This window comes from Hyphomicrobium sp. 802 (assembly GCF_000526135.1).
Lineage (GTDB): Bacteria > Pseudomonadota > Alphaproteobacteria > Rhizobiales > Hyphomicrobiaceae > Hyphomicrobium_B.
Window position 1 is genome coordinate 3,713,668 of sequence record NZ_JAFM01000001.1, and the last position, 23,673, is coordinate 3,737,340.

22 protein-coding genes and 1 pseudogene are annotated in these 23,673 nt (G+C 56.4%); 4 read left to right on the plus strand and 19 right to left on the minus strand.

Annotation, left to right across the window (positions count from 1 at the left end):
• Positions 1-58 precede the first annotated feature (58 nt).
• Together nifD and nifH are read right to left on the minus strand one after the other, a co-directional pair.
• Entirely contained in the window at positions 59-1,561 is a 1,503-nt protein-coding gene (nifD, locus tag HYP802_RS0118945; RefSeq protein ID WP_013949289.1) for a nitrogenase molybdenum-iron protein alpha chain, read from the minus strand.
• 87 nt (positions 1,562-1,648) lie between these two features.
• Complete coding sequence (nifH, locus tag HYP802_RS0118950) at positions 1,649-2,533, minus strand: nitrogenase iron protein (protein WP_013949240.1); 885 nt, start codon at positions 2,531-2,533, stop codon at positions 1,649-1,651.
• A 409-nt stretch (positions 2,534-2,942) separates the two neighbouring features.
• Here nifH and HYP802_RS0118955 point away from each other — a divergent pair, with 409 nt between their 5' ends.
• Positions 2,943-3,365: a SufE family protein gene (locus HYP802_RS0118955; RefSeq protein ID WP_013949291.1), complete on the plus strand. Its 423-nt coding sequence runs from the start codon at positions 2,943-2,945 to the stop codon at positions 3,363-3,365.
• Between the two features lie 9 nt (positions 3,366-3,374).
• On the opposite strand, the gene HYP802_RS0118960 is transcribed toward HYP802_RS0118955, so the two are convergent.
• From HYP802_RS0118960 to HYP802_RS0118985, 6 genes are all read right to left on the minus strand, one after another.
• Positions 3,375-4,424 carry a cysteine synthase A gene (locus tag HYP802_RS0118960; protein WP_024276336.1) on the minus strand — a complete coding sequence of 350 codons (1,050 nt, stop codon included), beginning with the start codon at positions 4,422-4,424 and terminating at the stop codon, positions 3,375-3,377.
• A 127-nt stretch (positions 4,425-4,551) separates the two neighbouring features.
• Positions 4,552-5,793, minus strand: coding sequence for a cysteine desulfurase (locus tag HYP802_RS0118965; RefSeq protein WP_013949293.1), 1,242 nt, complete (start codon positions 5,791-5,793; stop codon positions 4,552-4,554).
• 4 nt (positions 5,794-5,797) lie between these two features.
• Complete coding sequence (gene sufD, locus HYP802_RS0118970) at positions 5,798-7,141, minus strand: Fe-S cluster assembly protein SufD (protein WP_013949294.1); 1,344 nt, start codon at positions 7,139-7,141, stop codon at positions 5,798-5,800.
• Positions 7,138-7,893, minus strand: coding sequence for a Fe-S cluster assembly ATPase SufC (sufC, locus tag HYP802_RS0118975; protein WP_013949295.1), 756 nt, complete (start codon positions 7,891-7,893; stop codon positions 7,138-7,140). Before sufC ends, sufD begins: the two co-directional genes overlap by 4 nt.
• Before the next feature lie 40 nt (positions 7,894-7,933).
• Entirely contained in the window at positions 7,934-9,469 is a 1,536-nt protein-coding gene (sufB, locus tag HYP802_RS0118980) for a Fe-S cluster assembly protein SufB (protein ID WP_013949296.1), read from the minus strand.
• A 68-nt stretch (positions 9,470-9,537) separates the two neighbouring features.
• Positions 9,538-9,744 carry a 4Fe-4S binding protein gene (locus HYP802_RS0118985; RefSeq protein ID WP_024276338.1) on the minus strand — a complete coding sequence of 69 codons (207 nt, stop codon included), beginning with the start codon at positions 9,742-9,744 and terminating at the stop codon, positions 9,538-9,540.
• Positions 9,745-10,051: 307 nt separating this feature from the next.
• On the opposite strand from HYP802_RS0118985, the gene HYP802_RS0118990 reads away from it, so the two are divergent.
• Positions 10,052-10,258: a TOBE domain-containing protein gene (locus HYP802_RS0118990; RefSeq protein ID WP_024276339.1), complete on the plus strand. Its 207-nt coding sequence runs from the start codon at positions 10,052-10,054 to the stop codon at positions 10,256-10,258.
• A 4-nt stretch (positions 10,259-10,262) separates the two neighbouring features.
• Here HYP802_RS0118990 and HYP802_RS0118995 read toward each other — a convergent pair whose 3' ends face one another.
• Entirely contained in the window at positions 10,263-10,889 is a 627-nt protein-coding gene (locus HYP802_RS0118995) for a DUF2478 domain-containing protein (RefSeq protein WP_013949298.1), read from the minus strand.
• Positions 10,890-11,135: 246 nt separating this feature from the next.
• Between HYP802_RS0118995 and modD the strand changes: the two genes are divergently transcribed.
• Complete coding sequence (gene modD, locus HYP802_RS0119000; RefSeq protein WP_013949299.1) at positions 11,136-12,011, plus strand: ModD protein; 876 nt, start codon at positions 11,136-11,138, stop codon at positions 12,009-12,011.
• Here modD and nifA read toward each other — a convergent pair.
• From nifA to HYP802_RS0119045, 8 genes and pseudogenes are all read right to left on the minus strand, one after another.
• Positions 11,998-13,746, minus strand: coding sequence for a nif-specific transcriptional activator NifA (nifA, locus tag HYP802_RS0119005; protein WP_029671106.1), 1,749 nt, complete (start codon positions 13,744-13,746; stop codon positions 11,998-12,000). The genes modD and nifA overlap by 14 nt on opposite strands.
• A gap of 351 nt (positions 13,747-14,097) precedes the next feature.
• Entirely contained in the window at positions 14,098-14,328 is a 231-nt protein-coding gene (locus HYP802_RS23355; RefSeq protein WP_013949301.1) for a zinc ribbon domain-containing protein, read from the minus strand.
• A 67-nt stretch (positions 14,329-14,395) separates the two neighbouring features.
• Positions 14,396-14,734: a Rieske 2Fe-2S domain-containing protein gene (locus HYP802_RS0119015; RefSeq protein ID WP_013949302.1), complete on the minus strand. Its 339-nt coding sequence runs from the start codon at positions 14,732-14,734 to the stop codon at positions 14,396-14,398.
• Positions 14,735-14,873: 139 nt separating this feature from the next.
• On the minus strand, positions 14,874-15,512 hold the full coding sequence (locus HYP802_RS0119020) for a glutathione S-transferase family protein (RefSeq protein WP_197022749.1): 639 nt from the start codon (positions 15,510-15,512) through the stop codon (positions 14,874-14,876).
• Positions 15,513-15,610: 98 nt separating this feature from the next.
• Positions 15,611-16,068: pseudogene (locus tag HYP802_RS22585) on the minus strand (haloacid dehalogenase-like hydrolase); the annotation flags it as partial.
• A gap of 227 nt (positions 16,069-16,295) precedes the next feature.
• The gene (locus HYP802_RS22590) at positions 16,296-17,372 is read right to left on the minus strand and encodes a DUF3300 domain-containing protein (RefSeq protein WP_244420914.1); all 1,077 of its coding nucleotides are present in this window, start codon (positions 17,370-17,372) and stop codon (positions 16,296-16,298) included.
• 8 nt (positions 17,373-17,380) lie between these two features.
• The gene (locus HYP802_RS0119035) at positions 17,381-18,388 is read right to left on the minus strand and encodes a formylglycine-generating enzyme family protein (protein WP_013949307.1); all 1,008 of its coding nucleotides are present in this window, start codon (positions 18,386-18,388) and stop codon (positions 17,381-17,383) included.
• Between the two features lie 514 nt (positions 18,389-18,902).
• Positions 18,903-19,997 carry a transglutaminase domain-containing protein gene (locus HYP802_RS0119045; RefSeq protein WP_024276342.1) on the minus strand — a complete coding sequence of 365 codons (1,095 nt, stop codon included), beginning with the start codon at positions 19,995-19,997 and terminating at the stop codon, positions 18,903-18,905.
• 815 nt (positions 19,998-20,812) lie between these two features.
• Between HYP802_RS0119045 and HYP802_RS23730 the strand changes: the two genes are divergently transcribed.
• Positions 20,813-21,112: a hypothetical protein gene (locus tag HYP802_RS23730; RefSeq protein WP_013949311.1), complete on the plus strand. Its 300-nt coding sequence runs from the start codon at positions 20,813-20,815 to the stop codon at positions 21,110-21,112.
• Positions 21,113-21,180: 68 nt separating this feature from the next.
• Here HYP802_RS23730 and HYP802_RS0119060 read toward each other — a convergent pair whose 3' ends face one another.
• Both HYP802_RS0119060 and HYP802_RS0119065 read right to left on the minus strand, forming a co-directional pair.
• Positions 21,181-22,218: a zinc-dependent alcohol dehydrogenase family protein gene (locus tag HYP802_RS0119060; RefSeq protein WP_024276343.1), complete on the minus strand. Its 1,038-nt coding sequence runs from the start codon at positions 22,216-22,218 to the stop codon at positions 21,181-21,183.
• A 192-nt stretch (positions 22,219-22,410) separates the two neighbouring features.
• Entirely contained in the window at positions 22,411-22,947 is a 537-nt protein-coding gene (locus HYP802_RS0119065) for a c-type cytochrome (RefSeq protein ID WP_244420915.1), read from the minus strand.
• Positions 22,948-23,673 lie beyond the last annotated feature (726 nt).

The window sequence follows — 23,673 nt, forward strand, 5'->3', positions numbered from 1 at the left end:
AAAACTTGTTGAACCTGAACCCTGGCCCTTCACCTCAAAGGGCCAGGGTCGTTGAGTGTTACTCGGCAGCAATCAGCAGAGGCTTCTCAGGGGTCTTCCAGGGCGCCTTTGCGATCTTCCAGACCGGCGAGTTGATGGCCATATCCATGTCGCGCGCGAATATCGCGAAGCCGTCGTAGCCATGGTAGGGGCCGGAGTAATCCCAGGAGTGCATCTGCCGGAACGGCACACCCATCTTCTGGAAGACGTACTTTTCCTTGATCCCTGAGCCGACGAGATCGGGCTGGATCTTTTCGACGAACTTCTCGAACTCGTAGCCGGTGACGTCGTCGTAGATCAGCGTTCCGTCCTTCACGTAGTGTTGTGCGGTGCGCTGATAATCGTCATTGTGGCCAAACTCGTACCCCGTACCGACGACTTCCATGCCGAGATCTTCGTAAGCACCGATCACGTGACGCGGACGCAGACCACCGACGAACAGCATGACCGTCTTGCCTTCAAGACGCGGGCGGTACTTAGCAATTACCGCGTCCATCAGCGGTTGATACTTAGCGATGACGCGCTCGGCCCCCTCCTTGATCTTGTCGTCGAAGAAGCTCGCGATCTTGCGAAGCGACTCTGCGATCTTGCTCGGCCCGAAGAAGTTATATTCACACCAAGGAATACCGTACTTCTCTTCCATGTGGCGCGAGATGTAGTTCATCGAACGGTAGCAGTGGAGGACGTTAAGCTTCGCTTTCGGCGTTGCTTCAAGTTCTGCTAGGCTGCCGTCGCCCGACCACTGCGCGATCACCCGGAGGCCCATCTCTTCGAGCAGAATGCGGGACGACCATGCATCGCCGCCGATGTTGTAATCTCCGATGATCGCCACATCATATGGCGTCGACTCAAACTTCGGCGGGGCATCCGGTGAAAGCTTGTCGAAGACCCAATCTCGGATGGAGTCGTTGGCAATGTGGTGTCCGAGCGACTGAGAGACGCCACGAAAGCCTTCGCAACGAACGGGGACGATTGTCTTGCCGTCGTACTCCTTCGACTTGACTTTCGAGACTGCCTCGATGTCGTCGCCAATCAGACCGATCGGGCATTCCGATTGGACAGTGATGCCGTTGTTGAGCGGGAACAGCTCTTGGATTTCATCCATGATCTTGGCGAGCTTCTTGTCGCCGCCAAACACGATGTCCTTTTCCTGGAAGTCCGACGTGAACTGCATAGTCACGAAGGTGTCGATACCCGTTGTGCCGATATAGTAGTTCCGGCGTGCGGCCCAAGAATACTGACCACATCCCACTGGGCCGTGGCTGATGTGGATCATGTCCTTGATCGGTCCCCAGACGACACCTTTCGAACCGGCATATGCGCAGCCGCGGATCGTCATGACGCCCGGGATCGACTTGAGGTTCGATTTAACACCGCAATCGGACTTGCCTGCCTCATGCACGTTCAAGTGCTTGGCGCGCCGCTTTGCAGTCTTTTCCGGATAGACCGAAAGTACTTCACTGATCAGTTCTTTATTGCGAGCCTTGATTTCCTCAACGCTCTCTGGCTTCGCCAAGCTCATCGTCTCACCTTTCCCATCGGATTTTGATTGCGCGTTGGAGACCGGCCCCTCATGCGGGGTGTGAGGAGCCGGTCCCTTGCGGGCTGATTAGGCCGTCGCCAGCTCGGCCGCGCTCTTGCCGATCTGGCTCTCGTCAACCTGTTTCATGATGCCGTGCTCCATCAGCATGTCCTCGAGCTCGTCCATCGTGATCGGCGTCGGAATGATCCCCTTGCCCCCGTTCGCGTGGATCTTCTCTGCCAGGCTGCGGTAATGGTTCGCCTGCACTGAATCCGGCGCGTATTCCAGAACCGTCATCCGACGAAGCTCGGCATGCTGCACGATGTTGTCCCGCGGAACGAAGTAGATCAGCTGCGTTCCGAGCTTCTTCGCAAGAGCTTCCGCAAGCTCAAGCTCCTTGTCCGTCTGACGCTCGTTGCATACCAAACCGCCAAGACGAACACCGCCTGAGTTCGCGTACTTCAGAATGCCCTTCGAGATGTTGTTCGCCGCATACATCGCCATCATCTCTCCAGACATGACGATGTAGATCTCCTGAGCTTTGTTCTCACGGATCGGCATCGCAAACCCGCCGCAGACAACGTCGCCAAGAACGTCGTAGGACACGTAATCGATGTCCTCGTAGGCGCCATTCTCTTCCAGGAAGTTGATCGACGTTATGACGCCGCGGCCCGCACAACCAACACCCGGTTCTGGGCCACCCGATTCAACGCAGCGGATGTCCTTGTAGCCGACCTTCATCACGTCTTCGATCTCGAGGTCTTCCACAGAACCCGCATTCGCCGCCAGGCTCAGGATCGTGTCCTGAGCCTTGGCATGCAGGATCAGACGCGTCGAATCCGCTTTCGGATCGCAGCCAACGATCAGGATCCGATGACCCATCTCCGCCAATGCCGCCAGTGTGTTCTGTGACGTCGTCGACTTGCCGATGCCGCCTTTGCCGTAAAACGCGATTTGTCGTAGTGCCGACATGTTGTCTCTCCTTTGAACCGAGTGCCTCTGCGCCACGCCTTCCGCGATCACGCAGTCATGTCCTCTCATACGGGCTCACGGGTGGCGGGAAGGAGCACAGTGCTCGCTCGTCGCGTCGGCCTGCACTCAGCCCTTACTCGCTTGTTGCAAGGAGAGATTTGCAACGACTATGCCAGTGCTATTGAAATCTGAAATTCAGCGTAATTTCATAAGGATAGAGCAATCGCATGCAATGTCGGCAGCATGTTGTAAACCCGACATCGGAAGCATCTGCTGTTTGAAACAAAACTAGTTCGACAATGCTTGTCAGACGCGTATGTCGGAATGCACTGCGGACGATCGTTGCGGCGGTACGATGCTTGCTTAGAGAAGCTCAGTCGGTTTGGTGATGATGCTTTGGTGAACCTGCATGACGATTGACGCAATCCGGTCCGATCTGGCGCTGCTCGATGACTGGGAAGACAGATACCGATATCTCATTGAGCTTGGCCGCACGTTGCCAAGCTTTCCGGAAGATCAGAGGACAGAGGACAACAAGGTGCAAGGCTGTGCGAGTCAGGTCTGGCTTGTGACCAACTTACGCCGCGATACTTCAGGTGAGCCCTCCGTTCTCGAACTCCAGGGCGACAGCGACGCCCATATTGTCAAAGGGCTTGTCGCTGTTGTTTTCGCGATATTCGAAGGCAAGACTCCAAGCGACATCATACGGATTGATGCCAAATCGGCTTTCGCCGAGCTTGGTCTCCAGCAACATCTGACGCCGCAACGTTCGAACGGCTTCCATTCGATGGTCGAACGTATTTTGCGAGATGCCCGAGCGTCTGCGGGCTGATCGACAGCGCTATGCCAGCGGCAGGCTCAGGGTAGATCGGTGCTCGAGCCAGTGCGGCACGGACAGCCCCTTTGCACGAAGAAACTCAGGATTGAACAGTTTTGATTGATAGCGCATGCCGGTGTCTGCAAGAACGGTGACGATCGTGTGTCCGGGACCAAGTTCGCGGGCAAGCCGGATTGCACCCGCCACGTTGATGCCAGATGAACCTCCTAGGCATAGCCCTTCATGTTCCAGCAAATCGAAGATGATCGGCACCGCCTCCCCGTCGGGAATTTGAAAAGCGAGATCGATTGGAGCGCCTTCGAGATTTTTTGTGATGCGCCCCTGGCCGATGCCTTCGGTGATGGACGACCCTTCAGATTTCAGATCACCGTGAGTGTAATAATTGTATAGCGCTGCGCCCATCGGATCGGCGAGGCCGATCTTGATTGCCGGATTGCATTCTTTCAACGCAATGCCAATGCCGGCGAGGGTTCCCCCCGTGCCGACTGCACAGACGAATCCGTCGACCTTGCCATTCGTCTGCTCCCAAATCTCAGGTCCCGTGGTGCGAATATGACCCTCGCGGTTCGCCACGTTGTCGAACTGGTTTGCCCAGACGGCGCCATTCGACTCGGTGGCGGCGAGTTGCTCCGCGAGCCGACCTGACAGCTTCACATAGTTGTTCGGATTGGAGTATGGAACTGCTGGAACTTCGATAAGCTCCGCGCCGCATAGTCGGAGCGTGTCTTTCTTTTCCTGGCTCTGCGTTTCCGGAATGACAATGACTGAGCGGAAACCCATCGCGTTGCCAACGAGCGTCAGTCCGATCCCGGTGTTGCCGGCCGTCCCTTCGACGATACAGCCGCCCGGCCGAAGAGCACCTTTCTTCACCGCATCCTCGATGATGAATAGGGCGGCACGGTCCTTGACCGACTGACCGGGATTCATGAACTCGGCCTTGCCGAGAATCGTGCACTGCGTCTCTTCCGACGCCTTCCTTAACTTGATGAGCGGCGTGTTCCCAATCGCAGCGAGAACACTATCGCAAACAGCCGTCGGACGTGGAATGGTCATCGCAGGTACGCGCCTGCGGTAGGAGAAGTCATGCATCGATCAGCCTGTCCAGGCTTGGCGGCACGGCTAAACAACCCTCGATACATAAGTCCATTGTTACTAAATTGACGCCCGCTGGGGCTATCGCTCATGCGAACAGTTCTCCGGCTTTTCGCAACGCGTGTACAAGACTATCAACTTCCTCACGCGTATTATAAAGCGCAAAGGATGCTCGGCAAGTTGCTGTAACTCCTAAATGCTCGAGCAACGGCATGGCGCAATGGGTCCCGGCGCGAACTGCGATGCCCGACTGATCGATGACCGTTGCATAATCCTGGGCATGCGCGTTTTTGGGTTCGAAGGAAATAATCGCGCCTTTTTCCCGGGCGGTACCGATTATGCGTAGCGAATTGATTTCGCTCAAACGTTCCTGACCGTAGGCTAAGAGTTCCATCTCGTGCTTTCGGATGCGCCCCTTGCCTATCGAATTGATGTACTCGACAGCCTCGCCGAGACCGATCGCCTCCACGATCGGCGGTGTTCCCGCTTCAAATTTGTGCGGTGGCTCACCGTAGGTAATGCGGTCGCGAAAGACTTCGCGGATCATCTCGCCACCGCCATTGAACGGCTTCATCGCAGCGAGATGCTCATACTTGCCGTATAAGGCACCGATCCCCGTCGGGCCATAGAGCTTATGGCCGGTTATAACGTAGAAGTCGCAATCAATATCGCGGACATCGACGTCAAGATGCACCGCACCCTGTGAGCCGTCGATCAGCACGGGAATGCCGCGCGCATGCGCTATGCCGACGACTTCTTTTACCGGGACAATGCTACCAAGCACGTTCGACATCTGCGTGATCGCAACCATCTTGGTGCGATCAGTCAGCAACTTCTCGAACTCGTCGATCAGGAAATCTCCGGCATCGTTGACGGGCGCCCACTTGATGACTGCGCCATATTGCTCGCGCAGAAAATGCCACGGAACGATATTGGCGTGGTGCTCCAGGATTGAGAGGATAATTTCGTCGCCGGGCTTTATTCTTCCGCGTCCAAACGTTGCGGCAACGAGGTTGATCGCTTCCGTGGCGTTGCGCGTAAAAATGATCTCTTCATTCCGTGAGGCATTGAGGAACCTCGCGACCTTTTCACGCGCGCCTTCATAAGCTTCGGTCGCCGCATTGGAGAGCGTGTGCAAACCTCGGTGCACGTTGGCATAACCGGAAGTGTAGACTTGCTGCATCCGATCGAGAACGGCTTTGGGTTTCTGTGCCGATGCCGCATTATCAAGATAGACGAGCGGCTTGCCGTGCACCTGCATCGAGAGAATCGGAAAATCCTCGCGCACATGCGCGATATCGTAGCTGCCGTTGCTCACCGCCGGATGCATAATGTCAGCCTCTGCCTTGCAGCCAATCGGCGGTCATTTGTGTCAGCGCCGCCTTGAGCGACTCCGCTTCGACCACATCCAGTGCCTCGCCAACGAATGACTGAATGAGCAACGCTTCTGCTTCCTTCGCCGGAATGCCGCGCGCCATGAGATAAAATTTGAGTTCATCGTCCAGCGCACCGGCCGTTGCGCCGTGACCGCATTGCACGTCATCGGCGAAAATTTCGAGCTCGGGCTTGCTGTCGGCCTCCGCGGTTTCAGACAGCAACAATGCGCGGGTCACCATGCGCGCATCTGTCTTTTGTGCATCTGGACGCACGATAATCTTGCCCTGGAAGATCGTTCGACTGTCATCTTCCAAAACAGACTTGAACATTTCACGGCTTTGACAGTTCGCGACGGCGTGATCGAGAACAAGTGTTGTGTCTGCGTGTTGCGAGCCTTTCAGCAGACTTGCACCGCGAAGATCAATTGAGGCCTCCGACCCAGTGCAACGGACAAAAAGCTGATTACGGACGACTGCACCGCCGATGGTCAGACAAAAATCGCGGTATGTTGCGGCCTTCCCGACAGCGACCGTCAGTGTATCGACATGCAGAGACCGCGCTCCATCAGATATGATCTTTACATGATCGAGGCACGCGCCCGCACCGATGGAGATATCAAGGGCATTGTTGCACTGATAGTCGACTCCATCGGGCCCTTCGTGACTTTCGATTAGGGTGATGCGGGCGCCATCTCCAACCTTCAGAAGTGACCGTGTCACGGTCGCGCTGGCTTCTTCGCTTCCATAGAAAAATACCAGATGAAGCGGGCGCGCGATCACCGCGCCTGGCGCGACGTCGATCACCGCGCCGTCCTGCATGAAAGCGGTATTGAGTGAGAATACAGCATCTCCAGAAGCAGGGCTGGCACCCTCGATGGACGCAACAACGCTTGGATTGCCATTGGACAACGCTTCAGCGAGCGAGGAAATTTTTAGACCTGGCTCGATGGCTTCGACGTCGGACAGCTCCGCTGCAAATGCGCCGTTAACGAACACGAGACGGCGAGACCCTACGGAGGCAAGCGCTTTGCAGGCGTCGGCGGCACGCCTCCTGATGTCCGTATTGGGGGCTTGGGCCAATCCTTTAGCCTCACGCATGACTGCGCGAAGGTCGGTATATTTCCAAGATTCTATATGCCGATGCGGCAGACCCTTCGCTTCGAAATTGCGAAACGCTTGCTCACGACAGGCGGAAATTTCAGGCCCTCCCGCAAGAGACGACTGCGTGGCTACAAAAAGCTTGGCCAGCGTCTGCTCGGCCGCCGTCTTCATTGGGCGAACTTCGGCATTCATAACGCTCATGCCGCTTCCTCCTTGTAGCCGGCATAACCGTTCGCCTCGAGTTCAAGCGCGAGTTCCTTCCCAGCTGTCCGCACAATGCGGCCCTTGGAGAAGACGTGGACAACATCCGGTACGATGTAATCGAGCAGTCTCTGATAATGGGTGATAACTATCATCCCTCTATCTTTCGACCGAAGTCGATTAACACCATCAGCCACAACTTTCAGCGCATCGATATCAAGGCCGGAGTCGGTTTCGTCGAGCACGCAAAGACGCGGCTCAAGCAACGTCATTTGCAGCGTTTCGTTGCGCTTCTTCTCGCCGCCAGAGAACCCGACATTGACTGGGCGCTTCAACATCTCGCTGTCGATGCCGAGCTGGCCCGCAACATCGCGGACGCGCTTTAAGACTTCCGGCGACGACAATTCCTTTTCGCCGCGTTGCTTGCGCTGTGCATTCATCGCTGCGCGTAGAAATGTCATCGTCGTGACGCCGGGAATTTCGAGCGGATACTGGAATGCGAGAAATAGTCCTTTTGCTGCTCGCTCGTCCGGCTCCAACCCGAGCAGTTCCTCACCATCGAGCAGAACTTGGCCGCCTGTGACGTTGTAATCAGGCTTGCCGGCAAGCACGTACGAGAGCGTCGATTTTCCCGACCCATTGGGTCCCATGATGGCGTGCACCTCACCGGGATTGACCATCAAGTCAACACCGTTAAGGATTTTCTTGGCGCCGATCTCGGCGTGGAGATTTTTAATTTCCAGAAGCGGCATCGCAGAGACCTTCCCCTATTTATTGACGACGTTGGGTCACTTACCCGACGCTGCCTTCCAGACTGATCGAGATGAGTTTTTGTGCCTCGACGGCGAACTCCATGGGGAGTTGCTGCAGCACGTCCCGCACGAATCCGTTGACAACGAGTGCCACAGCGTCTTCTGCGGAAAGACCGCGTTGGCGGCAATAAAAGAGCATTTCGTCCGAGATCTTCGACGTCGTTGCCTCGTGCTCGAAAACTGCCGAAGAATTCTTTGCCTCGATATAGGGGACCGTATGCGCGCCGCACGTGTCTCCGACGAGCAGAGAATCGCAGTTCGTAAAGTTACGCGCGCCTTTTGCCTTCTGATGCGCGGTAACAAGGCCGCGATACGTATTATTCGAGCGCCCTGCGGAGATCCCCTTCGAAATAATCCGGCTCGACGTGTTGCGGCCGAGGTGAATCATTTTCGTGCCGCTGTCGACCTGCTGACGTCCGTTGGAAATCGCGATCGAATAAAATTCCCCACGCGAGTTATCACCGCGCAAAATGCAACTTGGATACTTCCAGGTTATGGCGGAACCGGTCTCAACCTGCGTCCAAGAAATTTTTGAATTGGCGCCCCGGCAGTCGCCACGCTTCGTAACAAAATTGTATATGCCGCCCTTGCCTTCGGCGTCACCCGGATACCAGTTCTGCACCGTCGAGTATTTTATCTCGGCGTCTTCGAGCGCCACCAACTCCACAACTGCCGCATGCAGTTGGTTTTCGTCGCGCTGAGGCGCCGTGCAGCCTTCAAGGTAGCTCACGTAAGCGCCTTTATCGGCGATAATCAACGTGCGCTCGAATTGTCCCGTGTTCTTCTCATTGATCCGGAAATAGGTGGACAGCTCCATCGGACAGCGCACGCCCTCGGGCACATAGACGAACGAGCCATCGGAGAAAACCGCGGAATTGAGCGTCGCGAAGAAGTTATCCGTCGTCGGCACTACGGAGCCAAGGTACTTCCGAACCAGTTCCGGATGCTCTCGCAAGGCCTCCGATATCGGCATAAAGATTACGCCGGCTTTCTTCAGCTCTTCCTTGAAGGTTGTGGCGACCGATACGGAATCAAACACCGCATCAACCGCCACTCGCGTTGGCGGCGCCGCGTTCCCTTCGCCGTCATCCGTCAGGGCGGTTTCCACGCCCGCCGTCTCTGGCGCGCGTGTCACACCAGCCAGCATTTCCTGCTCGCGGAGCGGAATACCGAGCTTTTCGTAAGTTCTAAGAATTTCAGGATCGACCTCGTCGAGCGATTTCGGCGCCTTAAACTTTTTTGGTGCGGCGTAATAATAGAGATCCTGGTAATCGATCGGCGGGTACTCAACGCGTGCCCAGCTCGGCTCACGCATATTCAACCAGCGGCGATAGGCATCAAGCCGCCATTCGAGCATCCATGCCGGTTCAGCCTTTTTCGCAGAGATGAAGCGAATGACGTCTTCAGAGAGCCCCTTCGGCGCCTTCTCGGATTCGATGAGGGTCTCGAATCCGTACTTGTACTGCTCGACATCAATGCGACGGACTTGGTCTATCGTCTCTTGGATCGCTGCCATTCGTTTCTCCGCTTGCCCGGACCTCGCTTTGCAATCCGAGCGCCCTGTAGAAATTAGATCTCGTCGTCTCAGGCGGCGGCCGGTGCCGGCACGCATGTGTTATCGACGGGACAGACAGCGGCGCACTGCGGCGTGTCGAATTGGCCTTCACATTCTGTGCATTTCTTCGGATTGATGACGTACATATCGCGCTTGAGGCTGATCGCGGCGTTCGGGCACTCGAACTCGCATGCTCCGCAGACTGTGCATTGCGAAGCGATGATCTGATAAGCCATGGGTCTCACTCCTCTGGCATGACGATGCACGCCGGCCCTCACTTGAATTTCCTAGTGTTTCCCTTTCAAGCCGCATGCCAGACGTTAAGTATTTGAATTCATATAAATAAAAGGAACGGCACGGATCGCATTCGCTGTCGCTCTCATGACAACCTGTCGGATGTCCGACACCGCACAGTTCTTCGCTTGTAAGTTTGGCTCGCCGACGCAATGATGTTTTTATGCGGCGATCTGATGCGTCGCCGGGAATCGCAACTGTGTGCGACAGAAGCTTTCGCCGTCCCAGAACTCCTTTTTGGAATGTCCAATGAAATTAAGCGCGCGCAACATGCTACCAGGACGAGTTGTGTCCGTGACGAGAGGCGCCACTACCGCTCATGTCAAAATCGAACTGATGCCAGGACTTATGATAACGTCGTCGATCACCAATGAGGCCGTCGACGATCTTGGCCTCAAAGTTGGCGACACGGTATCCGCCGTTATAAAGGCGACCGACGTTATCGTCGGCAAATGATGCTCTAATGAAGCGATCGTAGATTGTGCGCTTTAACAAGCATGTTTGATTGGCTGAACCGCTGATCGAGTTGGCGCAATGCGCGTGCACGGCCTTCGCGGCCTGACAGTTCGCGCCACCAATCGTCGACAACGTGACGTTCGCACGCGAGTGTCGTGCCGTAACCGCCGGTGAACTCAACCCAGGCGTCGTAGCACTTGTCGGGCACGGCTGTCAGGATAGGAAGCCCAGCAACAACAGCGTCGGCGATCTCGGCGCGCAGGCCTTCTCCTGCCGCCTCCCGTTTGGAAAACTTATTTACGACGACGAGCGCCACGTCCTCGGCGATCGCCCTGCTGACTGCCACCGCCGCTTCCGCAAGGCCGGCGGAATCGAGTCTGCATGATTGTGCGCCACTACCGAGAGCCTGGCAGATCGGGATTGCGCGACCCGTCATCAGGTCGATCATCTGCATGAGATTTTGAGGGCCACAAGGACCTTTAAAATTATGCTGAACGACACCACCAATCCGGTGCCCTTCGCGAATCTGATCGGCGGCAAAAGCCGCAAGCAATTTATCGACGTCGTCCCGGCCTGAGCGATAAACGATCGCCGCCAACTTCAGGAAATGATCGTGGTAGATCGTGCTCATCGTGCACATGCTCCGTCGCAAATGCCGCCAATACGTTCGGGCAGAGAGGCCTTGGTGCATGCAAACTTGTGCGGCCGCTCTCGACACCCGAATGTTCTATGCTTCGAAGCATGCAAATTGCATGCAAGATAATTTCTTGCGCGGCAACAGGGTTTCAAACCGCCGTTCTTGTCGCAAACACGACGAAAATGTATTCAACCCGACTTAAGGCATTTCCTCTGGGAATGTCCCTTCTTGGAGACTTGGATGTCTTCCACCGCATTACCTCATGAACTCGAAAGCCTCCTCGCAGACGATGTTCCGTTTGGCGATTTGACCACCGAAGCGCTAGGCATCGGCGAAAAGGAAGGGGAGATGTTTTTTGCCGCGCGAGGACGCATGGTTCTTGCGGAGGTCGAAAGCGCGGCAGCGCTACTGGAGTTCGCAGGCTGTTGTGTCTCACGCACAACGAGATCCGGCACTCTCCTTGAGCCAGGCTCGCCGATCTTAAGCGCGCGAGGAACTGCGAGTGCCCTGCACCGCGGATGGAAAGTTGCGCAAACGCTTATTGAAGTTTGGTCTGGTGTCGCAACCGAGGCACGAGCGATCGTCGATGCCGCGACGGCCGTTTCACCGCGCATCGTCGTTGCTTGTACCCGAAAGAATATGCCGAGAACGAAGTCGTTTGCGGTTCGATCCGTCCGCGCCGGCGGTGCCGTCATTCATCGTCTCGGTCTTTCGGAAACGGTGCTCGTTTTCCCCGAGCATAGGATCTTTCTCGAAGGCGAACCGCTTGCCGAAACCGTTCGCCGACTACGGCGCGCAGCTCCCGAAAAGCGATTGGTTATAGAGGCTAAATCCGTCGATGAGGCGAAAGCCTATGCGGAGGCTGGCTTCGATGTCATCCAGACGGAAAAGTTCAGCACAGATCAATTGTCGGAACTCGTAGCGCAACTCGTCCCGATGAAGTCGCGTCCGGTCATTGCGGCGGCTGGTGGCATCACGGCGAATAACGCAGCGGCCTATGCGCAGACGGGTGCAGACGTCCTTGTTACGTCCTCACCATATCTTGCATCACCGCGTGACGTTGCGGTTCGTTTCGCGCTCGCGACCGCCTCTATCAAACACACTAAAAATGCCTGATCTCGATGCCGTGCTTCTTGAGCGCGTACCCGATCTGGCGAGGCGTCAAACCCAGGATTCGAGCCGCTTTCGCCTGTACCCAGCCGGCTTTCTCCATCGCCTCAATTAGTCTCTCGCGCTCCGGGCCGCGCCCTCCGGGGAAATCTGCCGAGAGATCGTTGGGGTCTTCGCTCAACGGATCGCAAACGGTTTCCTTGGGAACCGGATCCGCGGGCGAAACCTTCGTCACTTCGCCACGGACCGGTAGAATTGGCAGCATATATCGCATTTGCGGGTGACGTTGCGATGATGCTGCGTCACGGCCCTTCCATAGCGATGCGGACAGACACTGATCGTGACGGCAGGCGAAATCTTCACTGATGATCGCGCTTCCCGCCGCCAACGTCGCGGTACGGCAAATGCAATTTTCCAGCTCGCGCACGTTGCCGGGAAAATAGCATGCTGTCAGAACGTCGATGGCGCTCGGGGAGAGCGATAGAGTCCGTCCGTTTTCCTTATTGAAACGCGAGAGGAACGTATCCGCCAAGAGCGGGATGTCACCCTTGCGTTCGCGCAGCGACGGCAAAATAAGCGGAACAACACTGATCCGATAATAGAGGTCAGCGCGGAACGTCCCTCTGGTGACGGCTTCCTCGAGGTCGTTGTTCGTCGCGGCGACGATGCGCACGTCCACTTTCTGCGTCTTCGTTCCGCCGACCCGATCGAATTCGCCTTCCTGCAACACGCGCAGGAGCTTCGCCTGGAAGGACGGCGATATTTCTCCGATCTCATCGAGGAAAATCGTCCCGCCATTTGCGAGTTCAAAACGGCCCTTTCGAGAATTGACGGCGCCTGTAAAGGCTCCCTTCTCATGCCCGAAAAGTTCGGATTCAAGCACGGTTTCGGGCAACGCAGCGCAGTTTACCTTTATGAAGGGGCCGCTGGAACGGCGAGAAAGCTCGTGTATTGCGCGAGCGAATAACTCCTTGCCGGTGCCGGACTCGCCACGCAAAAGAACGGTTGCGTTGGATTTCGCGACAATTTCAATTTTTCCAAGAAGTGCCCGGATTGGTGGACTTTCACCGATAATTCCGGAGACGCGCGGCCGTAGCTTGTTTGGCTTCACGCTCGTGAGTTCTTTTTCCAGCCTTCGGCTTTCGTCCATCAACCGCTCGCGGTCGCGCCCGATCACCCTATGCAGATGGATCGTCTGACCTATGAGGTTCGCGATCATGGCGAGAAAGCGAACATCATTATCGGCGCGGAATACAGCGTTTTCGGACCACGGACGATCAATGGAGAGTGTGCCGACGACCCTATCTTCGATCTTTATCGGAACTCCAATGAACGAAACGGAATCGGATTTGGTAGTTGTCTGTCCGTCTTGGATCCGGTCCGGATGTCGGAAAAGCGGATGGACGCCTGTATTCTGAATGACCAACGGCATCGCGGTTGCGACGATCTGATCGAGCGCTCTTCGTGGAAGTTGAACGAGCCCATCGGCCGCCGCTCCTTCCACCCAACTCGTTCCAACGACGATATCAGGAACATCCTCGTCGTCGAGCAAAACAACGGTCCCGTGCTGCATGTCCAAAAAAGACGACAGGACGTTGAGGACGCTCGATAATGTTATTTCAAGACGCGCCGGCCGAGCGAGTATCTTCGAGACCTCGTATATGCCGATTAGAGCAATCTCGCTTAGCTGCTTGGGCCCTGGCATCTGTGGCTGATCAGCAATGTGATCGGTTTGCTTCATAGGCACCATCTCGCCGTCTCTCACGGTGACGGTCAGAAAAAAACGCTCCGCCTTCTATTGCATCGCGAAATGCTAACCTCAAAAAACGCTGTTGTCGCGCACAAGTTTCAGACAGCGACATTGCGCTCTTTAAGGCAAAGTGCCTTTTCTCGTTGCATTTTCTTGGCTCGTTTTCCGTATCGGGCGTCAAGCCATCGCACTGCGACACCCATTCGTCACACACTGTGGTTCAATTGCATTTTGAGATTTCAGCTTCTGTCACGCAGTTCGATTAAACACTTCTGCACTATGCGATCACTGCGGCTGCGCACTCTTTGATAGCCTTTGGCTCGACTGAAAGAGTGCGCCACATCAGCGTCCTCGCCGTTCGGCGCGGCTGTAATTACTGAGATGGCCTTCTCGCGCCGCCGCCGAACGCATCTTCTTCGCATATCCGCGGCTCTTGCCTTGTGGCGCGACGAGAGTCACCAAGCGATCCAATTTTTCGCTGCCGCACGATGGGCAAACCGGGACGTCACTCGAAAAAACCAGCAGCTCGAATTCCCTCGCACAGTCCGTACAGTGATAACTGTAGATCGGCATTCATCGTCTCCGCGTCATTCATTTATCGATGATCTCGGCGATCCATCAGTCTGCTCCGTAGCGAAGACTACGCCGGTGTGCGCTCCGGCTTGAGCAATCCGACATCGACCTTGATTTCATCACCCTCTATACGGAGCGGATAGGGATGGAGTTCGTTGCGAACGATATGCGTCACGCACTTGCCGTTGGTCGCATCGAAGCCCCACTGATGGTGTGAGCAGACGACCTTTCGGCCATCGAAGGTGGCATCCGTCAGCGGCATGTCTGCGTGTGGGCAACGCCCACGGTACGCCTTGAGTTCGCCGCCCACCGGCCAAACCAGGAGCACACTCTTCTTGCCGACCAGAAAGATGCTCATGCTTCCTTCGCTCATAGCACTCGTCGTGCAGACAGAGGCGAATGCCATTGCGGTTTCCTTCAACGAAAAGATGTTGGCCACGGCCCGGAACCACGACACGCAATTTTTGGACCAGCGAAAATGGCTGCAGCCGAAGGCATAACGGCAGGGCAATTGTCGCAAATGCGACGTCAGGCAGGCCGCAGTGTCAGGATCGATACCCTTCTTCGGCGAGGACCTGGCGAACGACCGGACGGCTGCGGACGCGCTGATAGTGTGCAAAGACGCGTGGGGGCAGGGTTATCCCGATCCTGTCAGCCCAGAACTCATTATAAAATAGGGCTGCATCCGCGATCGAGAAGTCCTGCCCTAGGACGTATCCGTCGGCCGGCATGCGCTTCTCGAGAATACCGAATGACTGAGCGACAACCTCCCGCCCGTGCGCAACAACATCGTCCTCCAGTCGCCGAGCGTCCGGCGTCACGCCAACCGGGAGGTAGCGATCAGATGTGAAAATGCGCGTGAAGCCTTCGCCGTGCAGCTGAATTAAAGCAAAATCTACGAGTTCGATGGCGCGTGCCGCCAGGACGGAATCGGCGGGAATCAACTTGCCATGCGGATAGGCCTTGGCGAGCCAGATTGCGATAGATTTGAAGTCGGTCAGCGCCCGCCCATCATCGAGAACGAGTGTTGGGATCGTGCCCCTAGGATTGATCTTCAGATACTCCGGCCGCAGGTGTTCACCCGCGGGTAGATTGACGATCCACGCCTCGAACGGCAATTCCAACGTCTCAAGAAGGATGTGAATGCCCGTCGAACAGGACCCGGGCGTCATGTAAAATTTCAAAGCCATGACCGTAGCCATGCAAGAATAATGACAGCGTAGAGGCGGAACATGAGCTCAAATTGGCGCGTGGGGTCCTGTGAGAATCCAGTTTGCATGGTTCATGGCTTAACCTCCTTGGGATAGAACGTCTTCCAGTCATGCCTCATGTCGACAACCGTCCAACCTTTGGCGATCGCTTCATCAAGCGCTTTGTCGAGCTTGCCGACACGAGATGAGCGATCGTAACCCATTCGCGTTCGGCATCGGTGTGATGCACGAGCAGGCAAAGCCGCGTGGCCGGCGCATCGCACGTCCATTCGAGCATTTGAAGGTCGCCGTCGGATTTGCCGAACGCGGCGACCGGCCGCCGGCCAATGTGGCGCTCGATGCCGACCGGCTTTCCGTCTTTATCCTCGTTGAGGATGAGAGTCGGCAGCTTCACGATCACCGGCTTGCCGTCGTGCATTTCAAACTTCAGCCCACCGGAGCTGCCGATGACTTGCTCCGGTGGAATGCCGTAGACGCGCTCCGTCCAGGGCCGCATGAACTCGATACCGCCGCCGGAGACGATGAAGGTCCAACGAAGTCGATGATCTGCCGCTTGGCTTGGCTTTCCTCCCAGGAGGGCAATGGATCGGATTGCGCACTGGCTGCGGTCGAGACAACGAGCATGCATGCCAGGAAACCCAGCAGCCAGCCGAGGCGTGTGCGTGCCACCGCAACCATCATGTGAGGCTCTAGGGGTTACTGAACTCCTTGCAGTCTCTCATCGATCATTTTGTTCAATCCGCCTCGAAATCAGAACTATCTGCGCCTTCTGATACCGCCGCGCCTGCCGCCGCCACGATGGGCGTGGAACGCAGGGCGCTTCGCATGAGGACGGGCACGCATGTTTCGCGGCCTATTCGGCTTTACGAATCTCCTGCCACCTGTTGAGCGCCGAACATGTGCCGCCTTGTTTTGGCCGCCTCTTGCCTTGTTGAAATTGCGACCGTTATGGCGCAATTGCGCACCGTGATTGACCTTATTGTCGAGCGCTCTGTGGTCGGTATTTTCGAGACGTCTCTCGACGTTCGCACGGTTGAAATTTTTATTGCGCACGACATGGCCACGATGACGCGCGTCGTGCTTCCAGACATTGTTCTTGATGCGGCGGCGGTTGTTGTCGATACGATTCCAGCGGTTCACGTTGACGTCGATACGACGGTGACGCCAATCCCAATGGTTCCAGCCCCAGATGCCGCCGGCGATGGCGACACCGGCCGCCCCCCAAAAATATCCGTCCACGAACGTCGCGCCCGGATACCCCCAATAATACGGCGGATAATCGGGATACCACCACGGCCCGTAGACCACCGACGGTTCATAAACTGGCACGTAAACCGTATCGGGCTCGGCAGGCTGGATGACGTAGGATCCGTCGTCCTGCGTGACGGTCTGCTGGGAGTTGCTTCTGAGATGGCCGCTTGAATCGGCTTTCTGACGCAGGAACTGCACCTCATTCATGACAGCGTCTTGCTGAGCAAGAAATGCGTCGCCGAGGTTCTGCGTCCAGTCGAGTTGATTGCTCATCATGTTCAAGACGTCCGGGAACTGGACGAGCGCCTTGATGCTTGGGTCCCAACTTTTGCTTTTCAAAGCATCGACAAGCGCATCACCCTGCAATTTGGCGTTGGCAGGATCGCTGCGCCATCGCGCCGCTTCCACGACATCCAGCGGATAGGTCGCGGCCATTAAAACGTTGGATAGCAGATCATCCGGATAAAGCGCGATCGGCGCCAGCATCTGGTCGAGTTGCTGCTTGGAAAACTTCGGCTCATCGGCGTAAGAGGCAGCCGGCAAAAGAACAGACAGCATTAGGAAGGCAACACAAGTCTTCAAGAGTATTCTCATTTTTCCTCGCAACGCTCATTCTCGTTAGGACGTGTTCGAACGACACATCGGAATCCGACATGACTGGTTGACGTGTCGATAGGTTCGGCATGGCGCGCCGCAGGGCGATAGCGGCGGCAATAGTTTGGTGCGCACAAGTGCGACCCGCCCTTCAACACCTTGCGAGGAATACGGATGTTTGGCTGGCACGGGTCGAAACTTTGCTCTCTCGCTGCTCCGCGCGGATTAACCGGAACGCAGCAGGCTTTTGGGGCGTCGGGTGCATGCTTCGTCGAGTACCAATCAGATGTCCATTCCCAGACGTTCCCGATCATATCGTACAGGCCGAAGCCGTTTGCGGCAAAGGCTCTGACCGGCGAGGTCCGCTCGTAACCGTCTTCCTTCAGATTTTCGAGCGGGAAAGTACCTTGCCAGGTATTGGCCATGTGCCGGCCCTGAGGCGTGAATTCGTCCCCCCAGGCAAATTCCGCATCTTCGAGACCGCCGCGTGCTGCATATTCCCACTCAGCTTCGGTCGGGAGTTCTTTGCCGGCCCACATCGCGTAGGCTTCGGCATCAGCATACGCGATATGGACGACCGGATGCTCATCGAGCCCTTTCGTCCACGAACCTCTTCCATACGGATGACGCCAATTCGCGCCGAAGCGAAAATCCCACCACTGGCTCCAATCTCTCAAGTCGACCGCATGCCTGGGCGGCGTAAATACGAGAGAACCGGCTTTCAACATGTGAGGAAGCGCGCCAGGATAATCTTCGGCCTTGGGAGGAATCTCGGCAAACGTCGTGTAGCGAGTTTCCGAGACGAATTTCCTGAATTGAGCGTTCGTCACAGGCGTCTCGTCGATCCAGAAGCCATCGACAGTTACGCGATGGCTCGGGGCTTCTTCGGAATAATGCCTATCCGACCCCATTCGGAACGTCCCGCTGGGTACGAAGACCATACCCGGTCGTTCCGTCGGGACTTCACCCTGAGGTCTCGAGCCGATGTCCGGATAAACGCTCATCGTCTCCCCGTGCGACGGAGAATTCCTGCCAACAAAACTGGAGGCGTATGATAGCTATCGCGCGCGGGAACGAAAATGCGTTCGAACAAAGTTAGCCAAAAATTGCTTAAGCATAACCAGCCGCTCGCTGATGCGTAGTGACCGCCTACTCAGCGCGGACTGTCTAGTGGCTTTTGCCGATAGTCAAACGAATACGTCGCTGCGCTGCGTTAGGACAGAATGAAAATCACCGTTGCGTACTGATTAAAATCCGATTTCGAATGATAAGACGTTGGTCATTAGATAGTCGGGATCAATAGACGCTCCTCTTCTATTGTCGCCCATGATGCCTTTGGCAACAGCGAGCTGCGGCGGCTGCACGGGCTTGGTTGTCTCGCGGCACATGTTGGAGTTCCGGGAAAGTTGTCGGCGCTGCATTTGCAAAAAACTGATGGATAAAATCGGCCGATGCCCATCCGCTCCATCACAAGACGATGAAGCGGACAAGACCATCGGACGATCGACGATTTTTGCGTTAAACGGCGAGTTCGCGCGCCGTAATCACATATTTGAACGTGTCAGCGTTCAGGCAATCGAGCCGCTCGCCTGCGACTTCGGCCTCCGGATACATCAGAAAGCCGACCTTGGGTCCGGTTGAACCCGGCAGCGCCAAATCATGGGCTGTGTTATACGCGAGCCAGTTCCCTTCCCACGCGCCGAACAGCGTCTTGCGCGCTTCGGCGACCTTTTCGTCCGTCAGCGGTAGATTTCCCGGTGGCTCCTCGAGCATGACTTTGCGCACGTCAGCGGGATCCATGGGGACCCAGCCAAATTCCGCAAGAAAGACCTCGGCGCGACAGTGCTGAGCCTTGGTAACGATATCGTTCTTGGCGCCGAGGCTTTTGTAGCCGAACGCCGAAGGTGCCACGCGCAGCCCATAAAGATCACGGGCTGGCAGCCCCGCAGCGCGGGCGAGGCCGACAAACAGCGCATTAATATCTGCGCACTTACCACCAAAATTTCCGGATTTGAGAATGTTGGCGATATCGCCGATACCGCATCCGCGGGTTTTGGCGTCACGGTAACAGTTTTCGACGACCCATTGATAGATTGCGTGCGCCTTATCCGTATCGCTTTTGGCGCCAGCCACGATCTTATCGGACGTCTCCTTCACGATGCCGTCCGTCGGGATGAGATCCGTGGGCATCAAATAAAGATGACGCTCAGTGTCCGATAGCGTTTGCGTTCCGAGTGGCCTGGAGAGATCGACGGCGCGGTTCTGAGTTGCAACCTTGCTGCTCACCTCGATGGAGGGGGCCTTCTCGCCCTCATTCCACACGACGTGCAGGAACTCAGCACCGTATCTCGGATCTTTTACGATTTCGGCGCTTTTGGCGTTCGTACGCCAGCTACTGCCCTCAGGTTTGATCCAGGACGGCTCGGAGAATGTCGGAAGCGGAATCCACGCCTGCGTTACGCCAAAGGCATTCTCAATCGCCAACCGTGTCGATAATTCGAATTTGCGCCATTGTCCGGTTTGCGGTGCGAACTCGGCTCGCGCGGGCCAACTCGGCAGCGCTGCGATGGCTGAGACTGCAGCGCCGGCTTTCAGAATGTCGCGTCGAGACAGATCCATTGGTTGAACTCCTTTGTGCATCCGGCACTTTGTAAAGCGGTGTCAATGTTCAGCATGTTGTCGCCATCGCTGGCTTGGCAGCGCAATCTGCTGCGAACAGGCGATCCGATCCCCGTTCAGCGGCGACAAAAGCAGTGAAGGATATGGTCAAGACGCTCGGTCCCGCCCTCAGCGAGGGAAGGACAAGGCACCTACAAATTTTGCCCCGAAACTCGGGAGCGAGGATGCGTCTCATCTGGACGGCAACATACGCTCAGGCGCGCGTCATAATCAATTGCAACCGTCCTCTATCGGCTTGCCACATGCACGGCGCCTACCGCCATCAGCAGACCGATCCTGCGCGCCCTCGTGCATTCTAATAACAAAGCGCGGCCGACCCGAGCCATCAGTGGGCACGGCCGAAACCCCGCATTTCGCAATCGCACGGCAAACTCCATCCTGCCGCCGGATGTGACCAGAGGTCTCCGGGTCATAGCCAGATCATCGAGGGCCGCGTTCATGGAATGGCACACGGCATCAACATTCCCAACGCACAGCCCGGCTCGCAGGGACTGGCGACGGTCAATTCAATCTTCACATGGGTGCGACTGGCGCAAAGAGTTCCGGTGTGCATCGAAATTGATAAGCTTCCGGACGGCGTAATCCGCGCCGCTTCCATACTCGCCGGGCGCATCATCACAAATTCGCGAGTCATTCCCTCCCGCGGTAAACTTTGACCACGACTGCGGGAACATACGGCACGCGAGAGTCTTCCTCGATAGCAGGCGAAAGCCCGCCAAACAAAACAATAGCCTCGAGGAGAAACGAATATGAACTTGAAAGTCTCAGCAGTGTTGGCCGGTGCGATTGCGTTTGCTGCGGTGGCAGGACCGGCAATCGCCGACCAGCAGTCGAGCAAAATGAAATCCGACCTAAACATGAACACTGGCGCATCGAGTGGTGCATCGACAGGCGAGCAAGGAAAAACCTCTGACCGCACGCCTGGAGACGCGTCACCGGATCGCTTGCCCGGATCTACGAGAGCCGGTGCTCCAGGAGCGGGAGGTGCGCAGACACCGGAAGGTACTTCGGACCGCACTCCGAATAATAACGAGAACAACGGCAAATAATAAAAATGGAAAGGGCGCTTAAGGCGCCCTTTTTAATCCTTGGTGGCTTCTACTGTTTTCAGATGCCGTTAGGCGGCGATGATGACCTTCAAGGCACCCGTTTGCGCAGCATGGCCAAACGTGTCGTAAGCGTCCAGAATCTGACCGAGCTTGAAACGATGTGTGATGAGTTTGGTCGGATCTATTTTTTTTGCTTCCACCGTTTTGAGAAGCATCGGCGTCGTTACGGTGTCGACGAGACGCGTGGTGATGCTGATGTTCTGGCTCCAAAGGCGTTCGAGGTGAAGGTCCACCTTGGTTCCGTGAACGCCGACGTTTGCAATCGTCCCGCCCGGCGCGATGATATCCTCACAGGTCGCGAAAGACGCTGGAATGCCGACAGCCTCAATTGCCGTATCGACACCGCGTCCTCCGGTGAACTTCATGACGGCTTCCGTCGCACTGCTTCCCGTAGCGGCGACCGTTTTGGTTGCGCCGAAACGCTTGGCCACTTCCAGCCGCTTGCTATCGGGGTCAATCATGATGATCTCGGCTGGTGCATAGAATTGCGCGGTCAATAGCGCTGCCATTCCGATCGGACCCGAGCCGACAATCGCAACCGTGCTTCCCGGCGCGACCTTGCCATTGAGAACGCCGCATTCAAACCCGGTCGGAAGAATGTCGCTGAGCATCACCAATGCTTCTTCGTCGACGCCTTCGGGGAGCAGATAAAGGCTGGTGTCGGCATGCGGAATGCGTACGTACTCGGCCTGCGTACCATCGATAGAGTTGCCGAGAATCCAGCCGCCCGTCGTGCAATGCGAATACATTCCCTTGCGGCAATATTCGCAGCGGCCACATGCTGAGACGCACGAAATCAGCACGCGATCTCCCGGTTTGAAGGACGTGACGCCGGCGCCGACTTTCTCGATGACGCCCGTGCCTTCATGTCCGAGAATTCGTCCGGGCGTGCAAGTCGGGACATCGCCTTTCAGGATGTGCAGATCCGTGCCGCAAATCGTAGTTTTCGAGATCTTAACGACCGCGTCGGTTGCGGCTTGTACTTCGGGAATAGGACGATCTTCGACGGCCTTCAGGCCCGGGCCTTTGTAAACAAGAGCTTTCATCTGTGTACCCACTCGGCTTTCCATCAATGATGGCGCGCAAGGTACGATCATCACTGGACTGGCCCTTGACCTACGTCACATAGCAACATCTCGAAAACGGCCGCCAAAAAACAATCGGGCCCGCCGTGCGGCGAGCCCAATGTGGATCTCTCTTTAAGCGCCGAGGCACTTAAGTCTTATATCGGCGAAGTGTTATTTCTGTCCGACTGTCGCGGGTTCGGTCAAACCAGCGAGGTAGGCCGCTACGGGTTTCAGCTGATCTTCGCTCAGCGATCTCATCAGCGCTTCCATCGGTGCGAAGTTTGCACGATCGCCGGTATGGAAGTCCGTCATCGTCTTCAGCAGGTACTCGTCCTGCTGACCGGCAAGTCTCGGTCGCACATAGTCACCCTGGAAGTGCTCCTGATGGCAGCCCTTGCAGTTCAACTGGACGATGGTGTCGATCGCCTGGTCTTTAATGTTGCCGGAAGCAGCCGGCTGACCGAGGTTCGGCCATTTCTTTTCCGAGAAATAGGTGGCGAGAGCTTCCATGTCGGACTTCGTCAGAGAGTCAACGATTGCCGACATCGTGTCGTTCTTGCGGTGGCCGTCCTTGAAGTCCGAAAGCTGCTTCAAGATGTATTCGCGGCGTTGGCCCCAGATGTTCGGTATCGTCTTGTCCATCGGAACGCCGGCTTCGCCGTGGCAGCCTGAACAGACCGCTGCGGCATCCTCTACCGAATCAGCCAAGGCCGCGCGCGGTCCCCAGACGAACGGGAGCGCCAACATCGACGACACCAGGGCAAACTTAAACAGACGTGAGCGTGTTGAACGATTGCGATATGTAGCAAGCACTTCGGGTGTTTCCTGACCACGGTTAGATGGGTTCATGTCTCTTGTGTGACCGCTCATATCGCTCGGTCATCCTCTTTTTGCCAACTTCGGGTGAACCCTTATAAAGTGACTTTATCACGTTGTCGCGCCATGTTGAAATTTGACGAGGCTTCCGCGCAACAGTGATTATGCACCGTCATTTCTGTGCATCACCCACCCAAAACGCGCGGTGCTTTCTCCCGCGGCAAAAGCTGGCATTCGCCCATAGGTTGTAGGTGGTCGTGTATTTTCGCCAACTGTTCAGATGTAGCTGCCGATCTTCGGCCTCACGCGATCGGTGATCACTACCGATGCGCAGGCGAATCGCTATGGCGGTATTTCTGCCGAACCGCCTTTACCGCATGCGCGCCGTCCGGATGGAGCGAGCCAACAGCAAAGTCCGGGACCGCAAGCCCGCGCTTTCGAATGTCGGCCTTCGAGGAGCTTTAAATTTTTGCCGGGTTTGCGGAGCGCATCGCGCCATCAGCACGGGTCGGCGCTGACGCGGTCGGTTTGTCGCGGGTAACGTTTCGCAGCGCCGTTGCGAATTGAATTTCGGAAACACCGAGAGCGCTACTCTCACGATCCGAAAATCTTCTTAGC

What these genes read in the sequence shown, in the direction of transcription:
- HYP802_RS0119060 (WP_024276343.1), bottom strand. Translation starts at nt 22,218, where the DNA reads ATGAAAGCTCTTGTTTACAAAGGCCCGGGCCTGAAGGCCGTCGAAGAT.
- nifA (WP_029671106.1), bottom strand. Translation starts at nt 13,746, where the DNA reads ATGAAGCAAACCGATCACATTGCTGATCAGCCACAGATGCCAGGGCCC.
- HYP802_RS0118955 (WP_013949291.1), top strand. Translation starts at nt 2,943, where the DNA reads ATGACGATTGACGCAATCCGGTCCGATCTGGCGCTGCTCGATGACTGG.
- HYP802_RS0118960 (WP_024276336.1), bottom strand. Translation starts at nt 4,424, where the DNA reads ATGACCATTCCACGTCCGACGGCTGTTTGCGATAGTGTTCTCGCTGCG.
- nifD (WP_013949289.1), bottom strand. Translation starts at nt 1,561, where the DNA reads ATGAGCTTGGCGAAGCCAGAGAGCGTTGAGGAAATCAAGGCTCGCAAT.
- HYP802_RS0119015 (WP_013949302.1), bottom strand. Translation starts at nt 14,734, where the DNA reads ATGGCATTCGCCTCTGTCTGCACGACGAGTGCTATGAGCGAAGGAAGC.
- HYP802_RS0119035 (WP_013949307.1), bottom strand. Translation starts at nt 18,388, where the DNA reads ATGAGCGTTTATCCGGACATCGGCTCGAGACCTCAGGGTGAAGTCCCG.
- HYP802_RS0118965 (WP_013949293.1), bottom strand. Translation starts at nt 5,793, where the DNA reads ATGCATCCGGCGGTGAGCAACGGCAGCTACGATATCGCGCATGTGCGC.
- HYP802_RS23730 (WP_013949311.1), top strand. Translation starts at nt 20,813, where the DNA reads ATGAACTTGAAAGTCTCAGCAGTGTTGGCCGGTGCGATTGCGTTTGCT.
- HYP802_RS23355 (WP_013949301.1), bottom strand. Translation starts at nt 14,328, where the DNA reads ATGCCGATCTACAGTTATCACTGTACGGACTGTGCGAGGGAATTCGAG.
- sufC (WP_013949295.1), bottom strand. Translation starts at nt 7,893, where the DNA reads ATGCCGCTTCTGGAAATTAAAAATCTCCACGCCGAGATCGGCGCCAAG.
- sufD (WP_013949294.1), bottom strand. Translation starts at nt 7,141, where the DNA reads ATGAGCGTTATGAATGCCGAAGTTCGCCCAATGAAGACGGCGGCCGAG.
- sufB (WP_013949296.1), bottom strand. Translation starts at nt 9,469, where the DNA reads ATGGCAGCGATCCAAGAGACGATAGACCAAGTCCGTCGCATTGATGTC.
- HYP802_RS0118985 (WP_024276338.1), bottom strand. Translation starts at nt 9,744, where the DNA reads ATGGCTTATCAGATCATCGCTTCGCAATGCACAGTCTGCGGAGCATGC.
- modD (WP_013949299.1), top strand. Translation starts at nt 11,136, where the DNA reads ATGTCTTCCACCGCATTACCTCATGAACTCGAAAGCCTCCTCGCAGAC.
- HYP802_RS0118995 (WP_013949298.1), bottom strand. Translation starts at nt 10,889, where the DNA reads ATGAGCACGATCTACCACGATCATTTCCTGAAGTTGGCGGCGATCGTT.
- HYP802_RS0118990 (WP_024276339.1), top strand. Translation starts at nt 10,052, where the DNA reads ATGAAATTAAGCGCGCGCAACATGCTACCAGGACGAGTTGTGTCCGTG.
- nifH (WP_013949240.1), bottom strand. Translation starts at nt 2,533, where the DNA reads ATGTCGGCACTACGACAAATCGCGTTTTACGGCAAAGGCGGCATCGGC.